The sequence below is a fragment of the Stenotrophomonas sp. YJH_SMC_106-19 genome, from assembly GCF_059368375.1.
This window is the reverse complement of the sequence record NZ_JCAFRQ010000002.1, coordinates 346,905-364,306: the sequence shown is the minus strand read 5'-3', so window position 1 is coordinate 364,306 and position 17,402 is coordinate 346,905. Positions and strand designations below refer to the sequence as shown.

16 protein-coding genes, 4 tRNA genes and 1 pseudogene are annotated in these 17,402 nt (G+C 66.5%); 15 read left to right on the top strand and 6 right to left on the bottom strand.

Translation table 11 applies throughout. The features are described 5' to 3' along the window. Positions 1-51 precede the first annotated feature (51 nt). Positions 52-126 (top strand) — tRNA-Glu (locus AC5P5M_RS09280). Between the two features lie 173 nt (positions 127-299). Here AC5P5M_RS09280 and AC5P5M_RS09275 read toward each other — a convergent pair. Next, a complete protein-coding gene (locus tag AC5P5M_RS09275) occupies positions 300-1,721 on the bottom strand; it encodes a sugar porter family MFS transporter (RefSeq protein WP_065174943.1) in 1,422 nt (473 codons plus the stop codon). Between the two features lie 192 nt (positions 1,722-1,913). Here AC5P5M_RS09275 and fdxA point away from each other — a divergent pair, with 192 nt between their 5' ends. After that, positions 1,914-2,237, top strand: a complete 324-nt coding sequence (gene fdxA, locus AC5P5M_RS09270; RefSeq protein WP_049411316.1) for a ferredoxin FdxA — start codon at positions 1,914-1,916, stop codon at positions 2,235-2,237. A 122-nt stretch (positions 2,238-2,359) separates the two neighbouring features. On the opposite strand, the gene AC5P5M_RS09265 is transcribed toward fdxA, so the two are convergent. Then, positions 2,360-2,878, bottom strand: coding sequence for a hypothetical protein (locus tag AC5P5M_RS09265; RefSeq protein WP_065174942.1), 519 nt, complete (start codon positions 2,876-2,878; stop codon positions 2,360-2,362). Between the two features lie 32 nt (positions 2,879-2,910). Continuing rightward, positions 2,911-3,804: a 4-hydroxy-tetrahydrodipicolinate synthase gene (dapA, locus tag AC5P5M_RS09260; protein ID WP_111185428.1), complete on the bottom strand. Its 894-nt coding sequence runs from the start codon at positions 3,802-3,804 to the stop codon at positions 2,911-2,913. Between the two features lie 164 nt (positions 3,805-3,968). Here dapA and AC5P5M_RS09255 point away from each other — a divergent pair, with 164 nt between their 5' ends. The 10 genes and pseudogenes from AC5P5M_RS09255 to AC5P5M_RS09210 all read left to right on the top strand — a co-directional run bounded on the left by AC5P5M_RS09255 (position 3,969) and on the right by AC5P5M_RS09210 (position 9,897). Next, positions 3,969-4,529 (top strand): glycine cleavage system transcriptional repressor, encoded by a 561-nt coding sequence (locus AC5P5M_RS09255; protein WP_025879444.1) that lies wholly within the window; start codon positions 3,969-3,971, stop codon positions 4,527-4,529. Between the two features lie 81 nt (positions 4,530-4,610). Continuing rightward, the gene (locus tag AC5P5M_RS09250) at positions 4,611-5,090 is read left to right on the top strand and encodes a peroxiredoxin (RefSeq protein ID WP_065174941.1); all 480 of its coding nucleotides are present in this window, start codon (positions 4,611-4,613) and stop codon (positions 5,088-5,090) included. Positions 5,091-5,171: 81 nt separating this feature from the next. Further along, positions 5,172-6,572: a PhoH family protein gene (locus AC5P5M_RS09245; RefSeq protein ID WP_065181271.1), complete on the top strand. Its 1,401-nt coding sequence runs from the start codon at positions 5,172-5,174 to the stop codon at positions 6,570-6,572. After that, positions 6,569-7,075, top strand: coding sequence for a hypothetical protein (locus tag AC5P5M_RS09240; RefSeq protein ID WP_053517266.1), 507 nt, complete (start codon positions 6,569-6,571; stop codon positions 7,073-7,075). The genes AC5P5M_RS09245 and AC5P5M_RS09240 overlap by 4 nt, the downstream gene beginning before the upstream one ends. A gap of 11 nt (positions 7,076-7,086) precedes the next feature. Continuing rightward, positions 7,087-7,755: a YoaK family protein gene (locus AC5P5M_RS09235; RefSeq protein ID WP_053517265.1), complete on the top strand. Its 669-nt coding sequence runs from the start codon at positions 7,087-7,089 to the stop codon at positions 7,753-7,755. Positions 7,756-7,852: 97 nt separating this feature from the next. After that, the gene (gene thiD / locus AC5P5M_RS09230) at positions 7,853-8,662 is read left to right on the top strand and encodes a bifunctional hydroxymethylpyrimidine kinase/phosphomethylpyrimidine kinase (RefSeq protein ID WP_111185422.1); all 810 of its coding nucleotides are present in this window, start codon (positions 7,853-7,855) and stop codon (positions 8,660-8,662) included. Then, positions 8,659-9,586: pseudogene (locus AC5P5M_RS09225) on the top strand (alpha/beta hydrolase family protein). The gene thiD and the pseudogene AC5P5M_RS09225 overlap by 4 nt, the downstream one beginning before the upstream one ends. Beyond that, a tRNA-Arg gene (locus tag AC5P5M_RS09220) sits at positions 9,577-9,653 on the top strand. Before AC5P5M_RS09225 ends, AC5P5M_RS09220 begins: the two are co-directional and overlap by 10 nt. A 58-nt stretch (positions 9,654-9,711) precedes the next feature. Continuing rightward, positions 9,712-9,788, top strand: a tRNA-Arg gene (locus AC5P5M_RS09215). Between the two features lie 32 nt (positions 9,789-9,820). Then, positions 9,821-9,897 (top strand) — tRNA-Arg (locus AC5P5M_RS09210). A gap of 475 nt (positions 9,898-10,372) precedes the next feature. On the opposite strand, the gene AC5P5M_RS09205 is transcribed toward AC5P5M_RS09210, so the two are convergent. After that, complete coding sequence (locus AC5P5M_RS09205) at positions 10,373-11,293, bottom strand: LysR family transcriptional regulator (protein ID WP_065181268.1); 921 nt, start codon at positions 11,291-11,293, stop codon at positions 10,373-10,375. Between the two features lie 139 nt (positions 11,294-11,432). Here AC5P5M_RS09205 and AC5P5M_RS09200 point away from each other — a divergent pair, with 139 nt between their 5' ends. Beyond that, a complete protein-coding gene (locus AC5P5M_RS09200; RefSeq protein ID WP_053520377.1) occupies positions 11,433-12,134 on the top strand; it encodes a pirin family protein in 702 nt (233 codons plus the stop codon). Positions 12,135-12,179: 45 nt separating this feature from the next. Here the strand turns inward: AC5P5M_RS09200 and AC5P5M_RS09195 are convergent, their stop codons facing one another. Further along, a complete protein-coding gene (locus AC5P5M_RS09195) occupies positions 12,180-12,302 on the bottom strand; it encodes a hypothetical protein (protein ID WP_262917636.1) in 123 nt (40 codons plus the stop codon). 201 nt (positions 12,303-12,503) lie between these two features. On the opposite strand from AC5P5M_RS09195, the gene AC5P5M_RS09190 reads away from it, so the two are divergent. Continuing rightward, a complete protein-coding gene (locus tag AC5P5M_RS09190) occupies positions 12,504-13,643 on the top strand; it encodes an MFS transporter (protein ID WP_476341886.1) in 1,140 nt (379 codons plus the stop codon). 7 nt (positions 13,644-13,650) lie between these two features. On the opposite strand, the gene AC5P5M_RS09185 is transcribed toward AC5P5M_RS09190, so the two are convergent. Next, positions 13,651-14,796 (bottom strand): alpha/beta fold hydrolase, encoded by a 1,146-nt coding sequence (locus tag AC5P5M_RS09185; protein ID WP_111186073.1) that lies wholly within the window; start codon positions 14,794-14,796, stop codon positions 13,651-13,653. A 225-nt stretch (positions 14,797-15,021) separates the two neighbouring features. Between AC5P5M_RS09185 and AC5P5M_RS09180 the strand changes: the two genes are divergently transcribed. Beyond that, positions 15,022-17,400 carry a TonB-dependent receptor gene (locus AC5P5M_RS09180; protein ID WP_111186072.1) on the top strand — a complete coding sequence of 793 codons (2,379 nt, stop codon included), beginning with the start codon at positions 15,022-15,024 and terminating at the stop codon, positions 17,398-17,400. The last annotated feature ends 2 nt before the right edge of the window (positions 17,401-17,402 follow it).

Sequence of the window (17,402 nt, the reverse complement as noted above, 5' to 3'; positions counted from 1 at the left end):
GGCGTCGAGGTGCATATACTAGCGCTCCTGCCTCGGCAGCGACACATATACGCTCCCTTCGTCTAGTGGTTAGGACGTGGCCCTCTCAAGGCTAAAACAGGGGTTCGAGTCCCCTAGGGAGCGCCAGTCGCCACAGCAGGAACCGAAAAAGCCCGCCTCGTGCGGGCTTTTCTGTTTCCCGGGGTTTGCCTGTTGCGTCGAGCGGGTCGCCTCGGGGGCGAGCCGCCCCTGCCTGTCCTGGAGCGGCTGGCCTGCCGCCGCCACGGAACAGGAAGGCGCTGGAAACCAGGGCGGCGCCATCAGCCTTCCATCTGCTCCAGCTCCTTGCCCTTGGTCTCGCGGACGTAGCGGACGACGAAGAAGATCGAGAGGATCGCTGCAACCGTGTAGATGCCATAGGCTCCGGCCAGGCCGATACCCGCCAGCAGCAGCGGGAAGGTCACGGTGATGGCGAAGTTCGACGTCCACTGCGCCGCACCGGCCACCGCGAGCGCCGGGCCGCGGATCTGGTTCGGGAACATCTCGCCCAGCATGACCCACATCACCGGGCCCCAGGACATGTTGAAGAACACCACATAGACGTTGGCCGCCACCAGCGCCAGCCGGCCCATGCCATCGGACAGGTGCAGGCGCCCTTCGACCAGGCTGCCGCTGGCGAATGCCACCACCATCAGCACCAGGGCAACCGACATGCCGACCGAACCGACCCACAACAGCGGCTTGCGCCCGATCCGATCGATCAGCATCACCGTCAACAGGCAGGCGCCGATGCTCAGCGCACCGGAAAGAACGTTGATCAGCAGCGCATCGCTTTCCGAGAAGCCGACGGCCTGCCACAGGACCGCGCCGTAGTAGAACACCACGTTGATGCCGACCAGCTGCTGGAACATCGCCAAGCCGATGCCCACCCAGATGATCGGGCGAAGCCTGCCGGTGCCCTTGTCCAGCAGGTCGCCGAAGCGCGGCTTGTGCTGGTCCTGGTCCAGGCTGGCCTCGATCTCCGCCTGTTTGGCGGCCGCCGCGGCGTCGCCGTACAGCCGCGACAGAACCGCCCTGGCCTGCGCCTGGCGCCCCTTCACCACCAGGAAGCGCGGGCTTTCCGGAATCACCAGCAGCAGCAACAGGAACAGCGCCGACGGCAGCGCCTGCATCCAGAACATCCAGCGCCAGGCCTCCTGCCCGAACCACAGGAGCTCGGTGGAGGTGCCTGCCGCACGGGCCAGCAGGTAGTTGCTGAGGAAAGCGGCGAACAGGCCGCAGATGATCGCCATCTGCTGCACCGTCGCCAGGCGGCCCCGGTAGCGTGCGGAAGCGACCTCGGCGATGTAGGCCGGCGACATCACGCTGGCCGCACCGACGGCGAAGCCGCCCAGCACGCGGGCGGTCACGAACAGCCAGGAGGCGTGCGCGGCGCCCGCACCCAGCGCCGACAGCAGGAACAGCACCGCCGCCACGATCAGCACGCCGCGTCGGCCCAAGCGGTCGCCCAGCCAGCCGGCGAGAAACGCGCCGATCGCGCAGCCTAGCAGCATCGAGGCAACCTCGAAGCCCAGGGCCGCCTCGCTGGAGTTGAAGGCCTGCCGCAGGCCATCAACCGTGCCGTTGATTACGCCACTGTCGAATCCGAACAGGAAGCCTCCCAAGGTGGCCACGCAGCTGATCAGGACGATGAACGCGGTGTTCTCTCCACCATCGGCGGCGGCAGGCTGAGCTGGGGACATGGGCATTCCAGGAGGGAGGACAGTCCGGCTGCCACAGCAGCCAGCAGCGCGCAGCCTCGCACAGGCGCCGCCCCATCGCCAATGGGCCGTGCCCTCGAGCCCGGCAGATCCCCCTTTTCAGGCCCGCGCCGACACCGGGGGGCAACCTGTTCTAGAATTGGCGGGTTCAGGAATCGATCCACCCCCAAGCCCATGCCCTTTGTCGTCACCGAAAACTGCATCAAGTGCAAGCACACCGATTGCGTGGAAGTGTGCCCCGTGGACTGCTTCCACGAAGGCCCGAACTTCCTGGTGATCGACCCGGATGAGTGCATCGACTGCACCCTCTGCGAGCCGGAGTGCCCGGTCAACGCGATCTTCCCCGAGGACGATGTCCCCGCCGGACAGGAGGGCTTCGTCGCCCTCAATGCCGAACTGGCCAAGGCCTGGCCGGTACTGACCGTGCGCAAGGACCCGCCGGCGGACGCCGGTGAGTGGGATGGCAAACCGGACAAACTGAAGCTGCTCGAGCGCTGAGGCGCCAGCACCCGCCGCCATGAAAAAGGGCGCCATGGGCGCCCTTTTCCTGTTCCGGCAATGCCAGACCCTGCCCGGCCGAACCCGGGCGCGTGGCCCGGTCCGCAGCTGCCGGCGGTTCCTTACTTCGCCAGCGCGGCCTTCAGTGCGGCAATCAGCTTCACCGGGGCCTCGGCGGTCGCCGGCAGACCACGCGGATCGACCGCAGAGACATAAGCGCCGGCATCGACGGCCACCACGCGCACCAGGAAGTTACTGCCTTCATAGGCCACGTCGTAGGAGCCCAGCAGCTGGGCACGGCTGGCGATGGTCACGCCCTGCACGCCTTCCAGCGCGGTGCCGACCTTGGCGAACGCCTCGTCCTTGCTGCCCGGAATGGTGAAACCGGTATTGCCCACGGCCGGGGCAGCCGGAGCGGCCACAGCAGCCGGGGCGGTGGTCGAGGCCAGCCTCGGCACCTGGTTCTCGCCCGACGCGGACGGCAGGTTCAGGTCCGGCGGCACTTCCAGCGGACGCATCTCCGGGGCCAGGGCGTAGTCGCCCTTGGCACCGCGCTTGAAGCAGCCGGTGGTGGTCACGACCGTGGTGAGGGCGATGAGCGCGAAGGACAGCACGCGGACGGCGGAAACGGATTGACGCATGTGGATCTCCTGGATCAGACCAAGACGGAAGGTCAGTGGCTGGAAAGGGCTTCAAGCGCGGCGATGTCGCCGGCCAGATGATCGGCTGCCGGATGATGCGCTGCCGACAGTGGCAGCAGCGGCAGGCGCAGGTCGTGGCCGATGCCGATGCGGCGCAGCAGCGCCTTGACCGGAATCGGGTTGGATTCGATACCGCAGAAATCGTGGTACGGCTGCAGGCGCGCGTCCCAGGATGCGGTGGCGTCATGGTCGTGGGCGGCAGCCAGCTCGCACATCCGGCGGTACGCACCAGGCAGCGCGTTGGAGCCGACCGAGATCAGCCCGTCGATACCGGCCTGGATCGAGCGCGCAGCCGTGCCGTCGTCGCCACTGAGCACGGCGAAGCTGGAACTGCGCAGCGCCAGCAGGGCCTTCACGCGCCCGATGTCGCCGACGGCCTCCTTGATGCCGACAATGTTGGGATGATCCGCCAGCTCGGCCACGGTCTCCGGCAGCATGTCGCATCCGGTGCGCCCCGGTACGTTGTACAGCACCACGGGCAACCCGCCGTGGTCGGCCACGGCCCGGTAGTGCGCGATCAGCCCGGCCTGTGTCGGACGCACGTAAGGCGGCGTCACCACCAGAGCGTGACTGGCACCCTGCGCGGCAGCGCGACGGGTCTGTTCGATGGTCTTGGCGGTGCCGGACAGGCCGGTACCGGCCAGGACCGGGATGCGTCCGCCGATGCGTTCGACCGCACTGGCCAGCAGCTGGTCGTACTCGGCGTCGGACAGCGTCGCCGCTTCGCCGGTCGAGCCGGCGACGACAACGCCATGGACGCCACCTTCCAGTTGCAGATGCAGCAGGCGCTGCCAACCGTCGGGATCGAGGGCACCGTCGGCCCGGAACGGGGTCGCCAGCGCGGTGATGAGGCCGGAAAGGGACAAGGACGTGCTGCTCTTGGCTGGGAAGGGAAAACGCCCGCCACGAAAGGGCGGGGGCGACTTGAATGTTACTTGCGGCGCGAAAGCACGGGCAAGTATGCTGCACTCCGGTGGATCCCCGCCTCTGGCGGGCATTCAGACTCACGCATGCATTACCCGGAATCGCCTTGACCGACACCACCCCGCGCCCCGCGCCGAGCGAAAACCACCTCCTGATCAACGCCTATACGACGCATCCGGAGTCCCCACTGCTGTCCGTCACCCGACGCATTGCCGACAGCGGCTGCAATCTGGTGGACGCGCGCCTGGCCACGGTTGGCCGCGACGTATCGGTCACCGCGCTGGCCACCGGGTCGTGGGACTCGGTCGCCAAGCTGGAAGCGATGCTGACCCGGCTCGAGCGCGAGGAAGGCCTGAAACTGGTCTGGTACCGCACCGAGGCCAAGCAGGCGCAGTCCAATCTGCTGCCGTACATCGTTGAAGTGATCGCCGCTGACAAGCCGGGCATCCTGTTCCAGCTGGCCGACTTCTTCGACCGCCAGGGCATCACCATCGAGACCCTGCAGAGCACGCGCTATCGCGCCATGCAGACCGGTGCGGAAATGTTCAGCGCGCAGGTCACCATCGGCGTGCCGGCCAACATGCACATCGCCGCCCTGCGCGATGATTTCCTCGAATTCTGCGACCACCTGAACCTGGACGCGATCATGGATCCGATGAAGTTCTGATTTTTCGCGCGTTCGTCACGGGCGCGCGGCGTTTCATGCAACTGTCGTAGAAATACCCCAGGCTCCGGAACCAAGGACCTCATGAACAACGGCGATACCCTGGACCGCACCACCCTCTCGCTCCCGCTGGCCCTGTCAGGCGGCGAACACACCACCCTCGGCGACCTCGCGGGCCAATGGCTGGTGCTGTACTTCTACCCCAAGGACAGCACCCCGGGGTGCACCACCGAAGGCATCGACTTCAACGCGCTGCTGCCGGAGTTCCGCAAGGCCGGCGCCACCGTACTCGGCGTATCCCGTGACTCGGTGAAATCACACGACAACTTCTGTGCCAAACAGGGCTTCGCGTTCCCGCTGGTCAGCGATGGCGACGAAGCGCTGTGCAACGCCTTCGATGTGATCCGGATGAAGAACATGTACGGCAAGCAGGTACGTGGCATCGAGCGCAGCACCTTCCTGATTTCTCCCGACAGCCGCATCGCGCAGTCCTGGCGCAAGGTCAAGGTCGCCGGCCATGCCGACGCCGTGCTTGCCGAACTGAAGGCCGCCCAATCCAAGTGATTCCCATCGCCCACTTTGTCCGCCATCACCCTGCCCCGCAGGTCGTGGTGGTTTTTCCCTGTCCGTAACCAGGAATCGACGATGACCCGAGGCAAGCGCATCTACGTGCTGGATACCAACGTGCTGATGCACGATCCGACCGCGCTGTTCAAATTCGAGGAGCATGACGTCTACCTGCCGATGCAGGTGATCGAGGAGCTGGACAACGGCAAGAAGGGCACGTCCGAGGCAAGCCGCAACGCCCGCCAGGTCAGCCGCTTCCTCAACGAGCTGGTGCAGGCCTCCGGCCTGGACAATCTGGCCGACGGCATTCCGCTGCAGCGCCCACAGGGCCTGCAGCTGCGTGGCAAGCACAGCGCCGGCAAGCTGCGGTTCCAGACCAGTCATTTCGATGCCGGCAAGAGCTTCGGTCAGGTCATCCCGGACAATGCCATCCTCGGTGCCATCCTGGCGCTGAAGGAGCAGACCCCGGAGATCCCGGTGGTGTTCGTCTCCAAGGACATCAACCTGCGGATCAAGGCGGCCATCGCCGGCATCGTTTCGGAAGATTACGAGAACGACCGCGCGCTGGACGATTTCAGCCTGCTCTACACCGGCGCCACCGAGCTGCCGGAGGATTTCTGGAAGCTCCATGGCGACGACCTGCGCAGCTGGAGCGACAAGGGCCGCACCCATTACGAGATTCTGGCCAGGGACGACGAGGAGTGGTACCCGAACCAGTACGTCTACCTGCCGGGCGAGGACGAGGTGGAGCTTCGCGTCAGCCGCGTGGTCGGCGATGGCAAGGTGGTGCTGTCGCTGGTTGATGATTTCCGCCACGGCAGCCATGCCGTGTGGGGCATCAGCGCGCGCAACCGCGAGCAGAACTTCGCGCTCAATGCACTGATGGACCCGGAGATCGACTTCGTCACCCTGCTCGGCACCGCCGGCACCGGCAAGACCCTGCTGGCACTGGCCGCGGGGCTGGCACAGACGATGGACCAGCAGCGCTACCGCGAGATCATCATGACCCGGGCCACCGTCAGCGTCGGCGAGGACATCGGCTTCCTGCCGGGCACCGAGGAAGAGAAGATGACACCGTGGATGGGCGCGCTGACCGACAACCTGGAAGTGCTCACGCACAACCAGGAAGGCGGAACCTGGGGACGCCAGGCAACCAACGATCTGCTGGCCAGCCGCATCAAGATCCGCTCGATGAACTTCATGCGCGGCCGCACCTTCCTGTCGCGCTATCTGATCCTGGACGAGGCGCAGAACCTCACCCCGAAGCAGATGAAGACGCTGATCACCCGTGCCGGTCCCGGCACCAAGATCGTCTGCCTGGGCAACGTCGAGCAGATCGACACCCCGTACCTGACCGAGACGACATCCGGCCTGACCTACGCGGTGGACCGCTTCAAGAACTGGCCGCACAGTGCGCACATCACCCTGCGCCGTGGCGAACGCTCGCGGCTGGCCGATTACGCTTCGGAGGTGCTGTGAACCGTTCTGCCCGCCTGCTGCTGCCGACGGCGGCGATCACCCTCGCAGCCGTCCTTGGTGCCTGCACCACCACCCGCGGGCCGGCCAGCGTGCCGACCGCCGAACGCACCGGCCAGTCGTGGGTGGTCACCCGGCCGATCGTCGCCGCGCAGGTGCTCGACACCTGCTCGCGGCACAGCCCGGGCCGGGATGCCGGCCGCGTCACCGGCTACTGGGCCCCCAGCCGGCAACAGGTGGACCAGCTGGAAGCCGCACTGCCTTCGCTGCAGGCGCAGGTGCCCGACGTACTGGACTTCGACCGCCAGTACGTCGGCATCGAAAGCGCCGGCAAGCGCCTGATCTACATCAATGCGTTCCGCCTGCCTGACGACAGCGGCATCAAGCCGGCGCGCGAGGCCATCCGCGTCTGCGATGGTGGCAAGCAGTTCTGGGGCGCGGTGTTCGACCCGGCCACCGGTGCGTTCAGCGAGCTGCAGTTCAACGGCGGTCTCGGCGGTCCCTGAGGGTCGCGCCGATGGGCATACGCCTTCCCACCTGGGTCTGGATCGGTGCCGTAGCGCTGTCGTGCGTGGCCGGCATGGTCAACGTGGTCGGCTTTCTGGGCTTCGAGCATCAGGCCGTCAGCCACATGACCGGTAGTACCAGCCAGCTCGGCATGGCACTGGCGCAGGGCGACTGGCGCGCGGTCGGGCACCTGTGGGGCCTGCTGATCGCTTTTTCGCTGGGTGCGATGCTCAGCGGGCTGCTGATCCAGGACAGCGCACTGCAGCTCGGCCGGCGCTATGGCGTCGCTCTGGCACTGGAATCGGCGCTGTTGCTGGCCGCCATTCCCTTGTTCAAGCAGCAGCAGATCTGGGGCGCGTTGTCGGCAGCGATGGCCTGCGGGTTGCAGAACGCGATGGCCACCACCTTCAGCGGCGCGGTGATACGGACCACCCACCTCAGCGGCATGTTCACCGATCTTGGCATCGGCCTGGGCCATCTGTTGCGCGGGCTGCCGCTGCAGGTGCGGCGGCTGACGCTCAGCGGCCTGATCATCAGCGGCTTCCTGGCCGGTGGCGTGATGGGTGCGTGGCTGTTCCTGCGCTGGCAGTACGATGCCCTGCTTGCCCCCGCGCTGCTGACCGGCGCGACCGGGCTGGTCTATGTGCTGTACCAGCAATGGGTACGCTGGCGGTACTGAGCGTCGCCGCACGCACGCGCAGCATGAGGCGTCCGCCCCTGCCGGCAGCCCGTAGCCGGCACTACCCCCATCCCGGTGACCACGGCACAATCGCCGCATGAGCCCGACCACTCCCGTTTCCGCCCTCACCATCGCCGGCTCCGACTCCGGCGGAGGCGCCGGCATCCAGGCCGACCTGAAGGCCTTCGCCGCACACCGCGTGCATGGCCTCTCCGCGATCGCCGCACTGACCGCGCAGAACACCCGCGGTGTCACCGCCGTGCATGTGCCGCCAATCGAATTCCTGCGCGCGCAGCTCGACGCGTGCTTCGATGATTTCGACATCCACGCGGTGAAGCTGGGCATGCTGGCCAATGCCGAGGTGATCCACGCCGTGGCCGATGTACTGCAGCGTCACCGCCCCGCACATGTGGTGCTGGATCCGGTGATGGTCGCCACCAGTGGCGCGCGCCTGCTGGAAGACAGCGCGCTGCAGGCAATGCGCGAGCGTCTGCTTCCGCTGGCCACGCTGGTCACTCCCAACACACCGGAGGCAGAACTGCTGGTGGGCCGCACGATCGGCGATGGAGACGACGCCGAGCGGGCTGCGTCGGCACTGCTGGATCTCGGGGCCGGCGCGGTGCTGCTCAAGGGCGGCCACCTGCACGAGGGCAACCGCGTGATCGATCGCTACTTCGATGGCGTCAGCAGCGAGGAATTCAGTCACGCGCGCTTGCCGCTGGATGCCCACGGCACCGGCTGCACACTGGCCTCGGCCATCGCCGCGCAGCTGTGCAATGGCCTGAGCCTGGCCAACGCCTGCGAAGCATCGATCGACTACGTGGCACGCGGGCTGCAACTGGGCTACATGCCGGGGCGCAGCGATGTGCGCGTGCTGGATCATTTCGGCGCAGCGCCCCACGCATGAGCCTGCCATCACGGACACTGGCCGTGGAATGCGGCGACGGCCATCGCTTCGAGGTGATGGCCTGCGTACCCGAGCAGCCGCTGGCGCGGCTGCTATGGCTCCCCGCTCTGGGCGTGGCCGCGCGCCACTACCTGCCACTGGCACAGGCCCTGGCTGCGAAAGGCATCGCGGTCTACCTGCACGAGTGGCGTGGCAACGGCAGCAGTTCACTGCGCCCTTCGCGCACGCAGGACTGGGGCTATCGTGAAGTGCTCGAGCAGGACCTGCCTGCCAGCCAGGCTTTGCTCGCCAACGCCGATGCCGGCGAAGGCGCGCTGCCCTGGATCATCGGTGGGCACAGCCTGGGTGGGCAGCTGGCCTGCGTGCATGCAGGACGGCAACCGCAGCACTTCGAGCACCTGTGGCTGGCCGCCAGTGGCACGCCGTTCTGGCGTACGTTTCCGCCTCCGCGCGGATGGCTTCTGCCGCTGGTGTACCGCTTCCTGCCCTGGATCGCCCGCCGCCAGGGCGTGCTGCACGGCCGGCGCCTGGGCTTTGGGGGCACCGAAGCACGCGGCCTGATTGCCGACTGGTCGCGGGTGGGCCTGAGCAACCATTACGCAGCCGCGGGCATGACCGAGGATCTCGATGCGCAGATGGCACGCGTGCATGGCAGCGCGCAGGCCGTGGTGATGGAACACGACTGGCTGGCACCGACCGGTTCGATGCAGGCGTTGCTGGACAAACTGCCGAATGTGGCATCACACCTGCATGTGCTGTCCGACGGGGAACTGGGCACGCGTGCCGACCACTTCGCGTGGATGAAGGCGCCACAGGCGGTCGCCCACCAATTTTTCATTCAGCTGGATGAAAATCTTCACAAAAACGGTTGACGGTACGCGCCGACATCCGCATAATTCCGCTCCTGTCGCAGGGCGCCCGTAGCTCAGTTGGATAGAGTACCTGGCTACGAACCAGGCGGTCGGGAGTTCGAATCTCTCCGGGCGCACCACTCGACAGGTTTCCGGCATCCGCCGCTGGAAATGAAGTAAAATTTGATTGTGTACCGCGCGCCCGTAGCTCAGTTGGATAGAGTACCTGGCTACGAACCAGGCGGTCGGGAGTTCGAATCTCTCCGGGCGCACCATACACGATCAACACAACAGGTTTATGTAATTGGCGCCCGTAGCTCAGTTGGATAGAGTACCTGGCTACGAACCAGGCGGTCGGGAGTTCGAATCTCTCCGGGCGCACCATTACACCGAAACAGCAGGCCTCGGCCTGCTGTTTTTTTATGTGTGTTCTTCGGCAGGGCTGCGCCCTGCACCCGCCGAAGCCAAAGCCGGAGCAACAGCAACAGCGCGCGTTCCGACACCGCCCCACCTTCGACAGGTTCACGCGGCTGTTGGTAGGTGTCGACCTTGGTCGACACATCTGTCAGATATCGAGTGAATTCATCCATGCATGGCGTGGATCTACCGTGTCGACCAAGGTCGACACCTACCAGAGCAGTACGCCGTTCCGACAGATAGCGGAAAACTGTCGAAGGCGGGGTGGGTCCGGTTGCGGGAGTGTCCGCGGCATGGATGCCGCGGCCAAGCCCCCAGGGACGGGTTTACGGCGTCTCCCGCAACCGGACCCACCCCGTCCTGCCCCGGCAAGCCCGCTTCAGCTGTTGCTGTTGCCGTGTTCCCGCCCGTCGCGGGTGCAGGGCGCAGCCCTGTCGCACACCTACCCCCCGGCCATTGCCCGCCACCACTGCGACAGCAGCTCCGGCCTACGCAGGCGCTCGCGCCACCAGCGCAATGCCGCGCCATCCTCACCGGTCCGCCAGGCCAACCAGAAGGTCTCCTCCGGCTTGTGTTCCTCGACCTCACGGATCACCAGTTCGCCTCGTGCCACCGCCGCGCGCGCGCACGGCTCGGGCAGAAAGCCGAAGCCCACGCCCTCGCATTGCAGTTTCAGCTTGCTGGCCATGTCGGGCACTGTCAGCATCTCCTGCCCCATCAGCAGGCCAACCGTCCGGGGCAGCAAGCGCCGCGCCGAATCGGACACCGCGATCGCACAGTGCTCGACCAGCTGCTCACGTCCCAGCACGCCCGGCACTGCCGCCAAGGGATGATCCGGGGCAACCGCGAACACGAACTCGACCGTACCCAACGGCTCGACCACGTAGCCACCACCGCTCGGCCCCTCGCCCGGCGCGCCCACCAGCAGATCGGCACGCCGGTCCAGCAGCGCCTCCCAGGTGCCGGACAGCGCCTCGCCGATCAAGCGCAGGCGGGTCGGCGCCTCAGCGCCGCGAAATGCGGCGATGTCCGGACCCAGCAGCCAGGTGGGAAACACCGAATCCACTGCCAAGGTCAGTTCGGTTTCCCAGCCGGAGGCCACCCGGCGCACCCGCAGTTCCAGTTCGCGGGCCGCACGGAGCAGATGCCGGCCCTCATCCAGCAGCGCGCGACCGGCCTCGGTCGGCTCCGCACGCGGGCCCACCCGGTCGAACAGCTGCACGCCAAGATCCTCTTCCAGCTTGGCCACGGTGTAGGAAATGGTGGACGGCACCTTGTGCAGGGCCTTGCCGGCGCCCGCAAACGAACCACGGCGATCGATGGCGTCCAGGATCTGCAGGGCTTCGAGGCTGAGCTTGAGCATTCGAATTTTTCGATGATGGCTTTCAAAACTATCCGTTTTTCAAAGCACCGGCGCAAGCGGATACTTCTCTCCAACAGGGAAACACGGCGATCAATGCCCTGCCCCGCCCCATCGAAAACATCGAACAAGGAGATATCCCATGCTGCAGATCCGCAAGAGTGCTACCCGTGGCCTGGCCGAACATGGCTGGCTGTCCTCGCGCCACACCTTCTCGTTCGCCAACTACTACGATCCGCGCTATGTCAGCTTCGGTCCGCTGCGGGTGATCAACGAGGACAAGGTGATCGGCGGCCAGGGCTTCGGTACCCACAGCCACAGCAACATGGAGATCGTCTCCTACGTGCTGGGCGGCGCACTGGAACACAAGGACTCGATGGGCACCGGTTCGGTACTGCGCTACGGCGATGTGCAGCGCATGAGCGCCGGCAGCGGCGTCAGCCACAGCGAGTTCAACCACTCGGCCACCGAACCCGTGCATTTCCTGCAGATCTGGATCTTCCCGGACACGGAGAACATCACCCCGTCGTATGAGGAAACCCACTTCACGCCGGACAGCAAGCGCAACCAGCTGCGCCTGATCGCCTCGCCCGACGGTGCAGATGGTTCGCTGCGCATCCACCAGGATGCCCGCATCTTCGCCACCCTGCTCGACGGCAGCCACAAGCTGCACCACGCCCTGGGCAGCGGACGCGGTGCCTATGTGCAGGTCGCCCGTGGCCAGCTGCAGGTCAACGGCATCACCCTGGAAGCCGGTGATGCGCTGCAGATCAGCGACGAAGCGCAGCTGACGCTGGAGAACGGCAACGACGCCGAAGTGCTGGTGTTCGACCTGCCGCTGTGAAGTCACGCCCGCGGTGCCGACCGGTACCGCGGGCGACCTCTGGCCTCAACCGCCGACGGCGGCGCAGGCCTCCAGAATCAACGCAGTCACCTCGGCCGGTTTCGACGCCAGCGAGGCATGGCTCGCATCCAGTTGCAGAAGACGCCGGGGCTGGATCCGATCGGCCATCATCTGCGGGTTCTGAACAGAAGCTCTCGTGGGGTCTGTCCATACGCGGCCACAGATCACCGTCGCGGTGCGGGGCGGGGTTCGATGCCGCCTCGCCCTTGTCGCGCTGCAATCGTATGCATGTCGGCCCCCCTCCGTTGGCACTTGCCGAACCGCCATGAAATCGCTTCCATGTCGGTTCACTGGAGCTTCCTACCGCGCATGACGCCTTCTTCCCCACGTGCCCAGCAGCACGCCACCCGCGCCGCCTTCTTCATTCCCGGTTTCGCCACCGCCGCGTGGGCACCGATGGTGCCCTTCGCCAAGGCCCAGGCAGGGCTGTCCGACGCCGGTCTGGGCGCCGTGCTGCTGTGCCTCGGGCTGGGCTCACTGCTGGCCATGCCGCTGGCCGGTGCGCTGACCGGTCGCTTCGGCTGCCGTCGGCTGCTGGTGTTCACCTGTGCACTCGTGCTGCTGGCACTGCCGCTGCTGGCGGTGCCGCCTTCGCCCTTCGTGCTCGGTGCGGCCCTGTTCGTGTTCGGCGCGGGCGTGGGTGCGATGGACTGCACGATGAACATGCAGGCAGTGGCCGTCGAACGCGAAGCCGGCCGGGTGATGATGTCCGGCTTCCACGCCTTCTACAGCATCGGTGGCTTTGTCGGCGCCGGCTGCATGACCGGTCTGCTGATCCTGGGCACACCGCTCTGGCTGGCCGCGCTGCTCGCGGCGGCGGCACTGCTGCTGGTAGCTGTGCTGTCGGCACCGCACTGGCGTCCGCAACGGATCCTGCACGAAGGCCCCTTGCTGGCACTGCCACATGGCGTGGTGCTGTTCATCGGCGTGCTGGCATTCGTGGTGTTTCTCGCCGAAGGCTCGATGCTGGACTGGAGCGCCGTGTTCCTGGCCGAGGTACGGCAGGTGCCTCGCGACCAGGCCGGCGCGGGCTTCGCGGTGTTCACTCTGGCGATGACAGCCATGCGCCTGTTCGGCGATGGCATCGTCGAGCGTCTCGGCCGCACCCGCACCCTTGTCATCGGCGGCATCACCGCTGCGGCCGGCTTTGCCGTGGCCACCCTGGTGCCATCGTTGCCGGTTGCCCTTGCGGGCCATGCGCTGGTCGGCCTGGGCTGCGCCAACATCGTGCCGGCACTGTTCTCGATGGCTGGACAGCAGCGCGCGATGCCCGAGAACATCGCCATCACGGCTGTCACCACACTGGGCTATGCCGGCATTCTCGCCGGCCCGGCCGCGATCGGCGCACTGGCCCATGCCAGCAGCCTGGGCTTCGCGTTCCTCTGCGTGGCGGCACTGCTGATCGGTGTCGCGCTGTCGGCGCCCGCACTGGCGCGCCGGCTGTCCTGACGATGCATCAACCGCGTGCCGGCTCCGCTGCCGGCACATCGTGCACCAGCCACTCGGCCTGTGCCGGCAGCTGCGGCGCCGGGCAGGTGGACGGGGGGTGCCGTTCGTCGCGCGCCATCCAGTCGTCGACCACACCGGCCAACAGATCCAGCCGCAGCGGCAGGGTGATATGGTCCTCGCCGCGCATCTCGATGTAGTGCGCCCGCGGGTTGGCCTGCGCGAGTTCGCGCCCCTGGCTCACAGGAATGTGCTGGTCGCCCTGCCCGTGCAGCAGCAGCACGCAGGCGCGCGTGTCGGCCAGCGCACGGGCCACATCCACATGGTCAAGATCGACATCGATGCGGCGGCTGGCCGCAGCAATTACCTGGTCGATGTCCTGTCCGCCATAGCGCCACCGCGCATATGAGGCCACGGCCTGTGCTTTCCACCCTTCCGGCTGCAGCGCCATCAGGTGCGGAATCATCGTGCGGATGGCTACGCCGGCATTGGCGAACGACTCCATCGCGACGACGCCGGCAACCTGGTCACCGAGCTTTTCAGCGGTGAACACCGCCGTCGCCGCGCCATAGGACACGCCGAACAGATACAGGGGCCCGGTGACTTCGCCGCGTGCGCGCAGCTCAGCGATCACATCGACCACGTCGTCCGATTCGTAGGTGCCATAGCCGGAGGGTCCAGCCCCGGACTGACCGTGGTTGCGCAGGTCGAGCGTGACCACGCGATAGCCCGATCCGGCCAGCTGCAATGACCACGGCAGCATCGAATCGCCGTTCATCATCCAGCCGTGCAGGAGCACCACGGTGCCACGCGGCGCCTGTGCCCGGAACGGCTGCGGCACCGACAGGCTGAGTCCGGTGTCCAGCGGCAGGCCATTCTCATGCCGCTGCGGCAGATAGCGATAGCGGGCGCCGTAGTTGCCCGGATCGAAAACGCGCCAGAAGATCGGCACGCCATCACGGCCCGGCGCGAAACCATGGCGATTGGGAATCCCGGCAATGGCCGCAGCGATGCGCGGCTGGTCAAGCAGCGTCGACACGCCGCCCGGCGCGACCAGGCGGTCGGCGAGCGAGGTGGATGCGGCATTCATCGAGGAAGAGCATGCAGCCAGCCACAGGCCGGCGCACGCCAGCAACAGCAGCAGCGGGCGCTTCATGGGCGATCAAGGAAGAAATGCGACAGCGTGGCAGCCTAGCGGGCACCGCGCTTGCCATCTATCGCGGTTCGATGACGGCTTGATGACAGCGCAGCATCGATTCAGCTTGGTGCAGGGCGCCTCCCGCGCCGCGAGTGCAATGAAGGCTGCATCTGCACGTCACCGTCACGTCACTGCCGCTGCCGACACTCCGGGGCTTCCCCCACTCGTGAAGGTCTGGTTTCGATGCCAACGCATGCGCGTATTCCCCGTATCTCGCTGCTTGCCCTGCTGATCGCGCCCGCACTGGACGCCCTCGCCGAAGCACCGCAGGGAGAGGGTGACACGACACGTCGCAGCGACGCCCGCACGCTGGACCAGGTCCAGGTGATCGGCCAGGCAACCAGTTACGCCAAGACTGCGGTGCGCACGGAAACACTGAACCGGCAGCTGGTGATGAGCAGCGTCAACGACGCGCTCAACGAAGTGCCCGGCGTGGTCGTCAGCGAGGCCGATGCCACCGGTTCGTCGGTGTGGGGCACGCAGATCAGCATGCGCGGCTTCGTCACCAACCGCGATACGCAGCAGATCGGCACCACCATCGATGGCCTGCCCAATGGTGGCTCGGGCTACGGCGGTGGCTCCCTGGCCAATCGCTACATCGACACCCTGGACCTGGAAACGGTGGAGGTCAGCCAGGGCACGGCTGACATCTCCTCGCGCTCGAACGAGGCGCTGGGCGGCACCCTGAACTTCCTCACCGGCGATCCGCTGCAGGACAGCCGGCTGCGCTTCGTCGTCGGTGCCGGTGACAATGAAGCGCGCAAGTACTACGTGCGCTATGACACCGGCGTGCTTGGCGGCCACACCCGTGCCTGGGTCAGTGCATCCTCGGCGCGCGTGCACGATTGGATCGACGGCAGCGGCCGCACCCGCAACGACCATATCGCCGGCAAGTTCGTCACCGAACTGGACCGCTGGACACTCACCGGCTATCTGTCCTACAACGATGCCGACGAACCGGAATACACCAGCGTCTCGCCTCAGGGCTTCGCCACCAATCCGGACCGCGACAACCTGGTCGGCACCCTGACCGGCATTCCCTATCTGGATCAGAATTTCCGTTCCGGTTCCCGTGCCCTGCGCGAGAACACCTTCGGTTACCTGCGCGCCGCCTTCGACGGTGGCAACGGCTTCAAGGCCTCGATGGCGGCCTACGGTCATCGCATGCAGGGTCGCGGCGACTGGCTGCCGCCGTACCTGGCGCAGGTCAGCGACGATGGCAGCGGTCGCCCCGAGTCGGAGTACACCGGCGGCAGCACCGTGTACGGCGGCAGCAACCGGGGCCAGATCTACTTCGTCAATCCCGATGGCAGCGCCGCCCAGCGTCTGGCCACCTGCACGCCGCGGCTGGGCTTCACGGCCGAGTATGATCCGGGCTGCTACGCCGGCAATGTGCTCGGCGCCCAGTCCTACCGCCACACCCACTACGACAACGACCGCATGGGCGTCACTGCCGACGTCGAGTGGCGGCAGACCTTCGGCAGCATCGACAACACGGTCCGCGGTGGCCTGTGGGTGGAAAAGCTGGACCGCTCCGCACGCCGCGACTGGCACCGGCTGCTCAACGTCGGGCAGGACATCGCCTTCGATCACCAGCCGTACTGGGTCCAGTTCGAAGACCGGTACAAGGTCGATGAGCAGATGTATTACATCGAGGACGTGGCCCGCTTCGGCCCCTTCAGCGCGCGCCTGGGCGTGAAGCAGTTCTTCGTGGACCAGTCCCGCCGGCGTGTGATCGGCGCCGCCGAGAACGTCACGTCCGATTCAAAGTCCGATCCGCTGCTGTCCACCGGCTTCACCTGGGCACCCGGTGTTCAGGGCATGGAACTGTTCGCAGGCTTCTCGCAGAACTTCGCGGCCATCCCCTCCGGCGTACTGGGCGAGACCGATCCGCAGCGCTTCCGCAACGTCGAGCCGGAGACAGCCGACAACATCGAACTCGGCATGCGCATCAGCCGCTGGCCGTTGACCGCCTCGGTCACCCTGTACAACATCAAGTTCGACAACCGCATCGTCTACCTGCCGGCCGGTTTCGTCAGCGGCATCGACTACCTGGGCGAGACCGACGGCGTCTACGAGAACTTCGGGGGCGTGGAGAGCAATGGCCTGGAAGCGGCGCTCGGATACGGCTGGGACAACGGCTGGCGGATCAACGCGGCCTATACCTACAACCGCTCGAAGTACCTCGGCAGCGGCGATTCCGCCCGTGACGCCCAGCTGGGCATCGTCGATGGCGCCAAGGTGATCGGCCAGCCCGAGCAGATCCTGGTGGTCTCGGCTGACTGGCAGGGCGAGAACTGGAACTTCGGCCTGTCAGGCCGCTACCTGGGAACGCGCTACCTCGATGCTGCCAACGCCAGCAGACTGCCCTCGGCCACGGTGTTCAATGCCAACATCGGCTTCGATCTGCAGGGCCTGTCGCCACGCCTGAAGGGCATGGGTGCGAACCTGGTGGTGAGCAATCTCACCGACAAGCGGTATCTTGCAGGTGTCGACGGCCGCGACAGCGCCTTCATCGGCGCTCCGCGCACCGTCGGCATCTCCTTCCGCGTGGACCTGTGAGT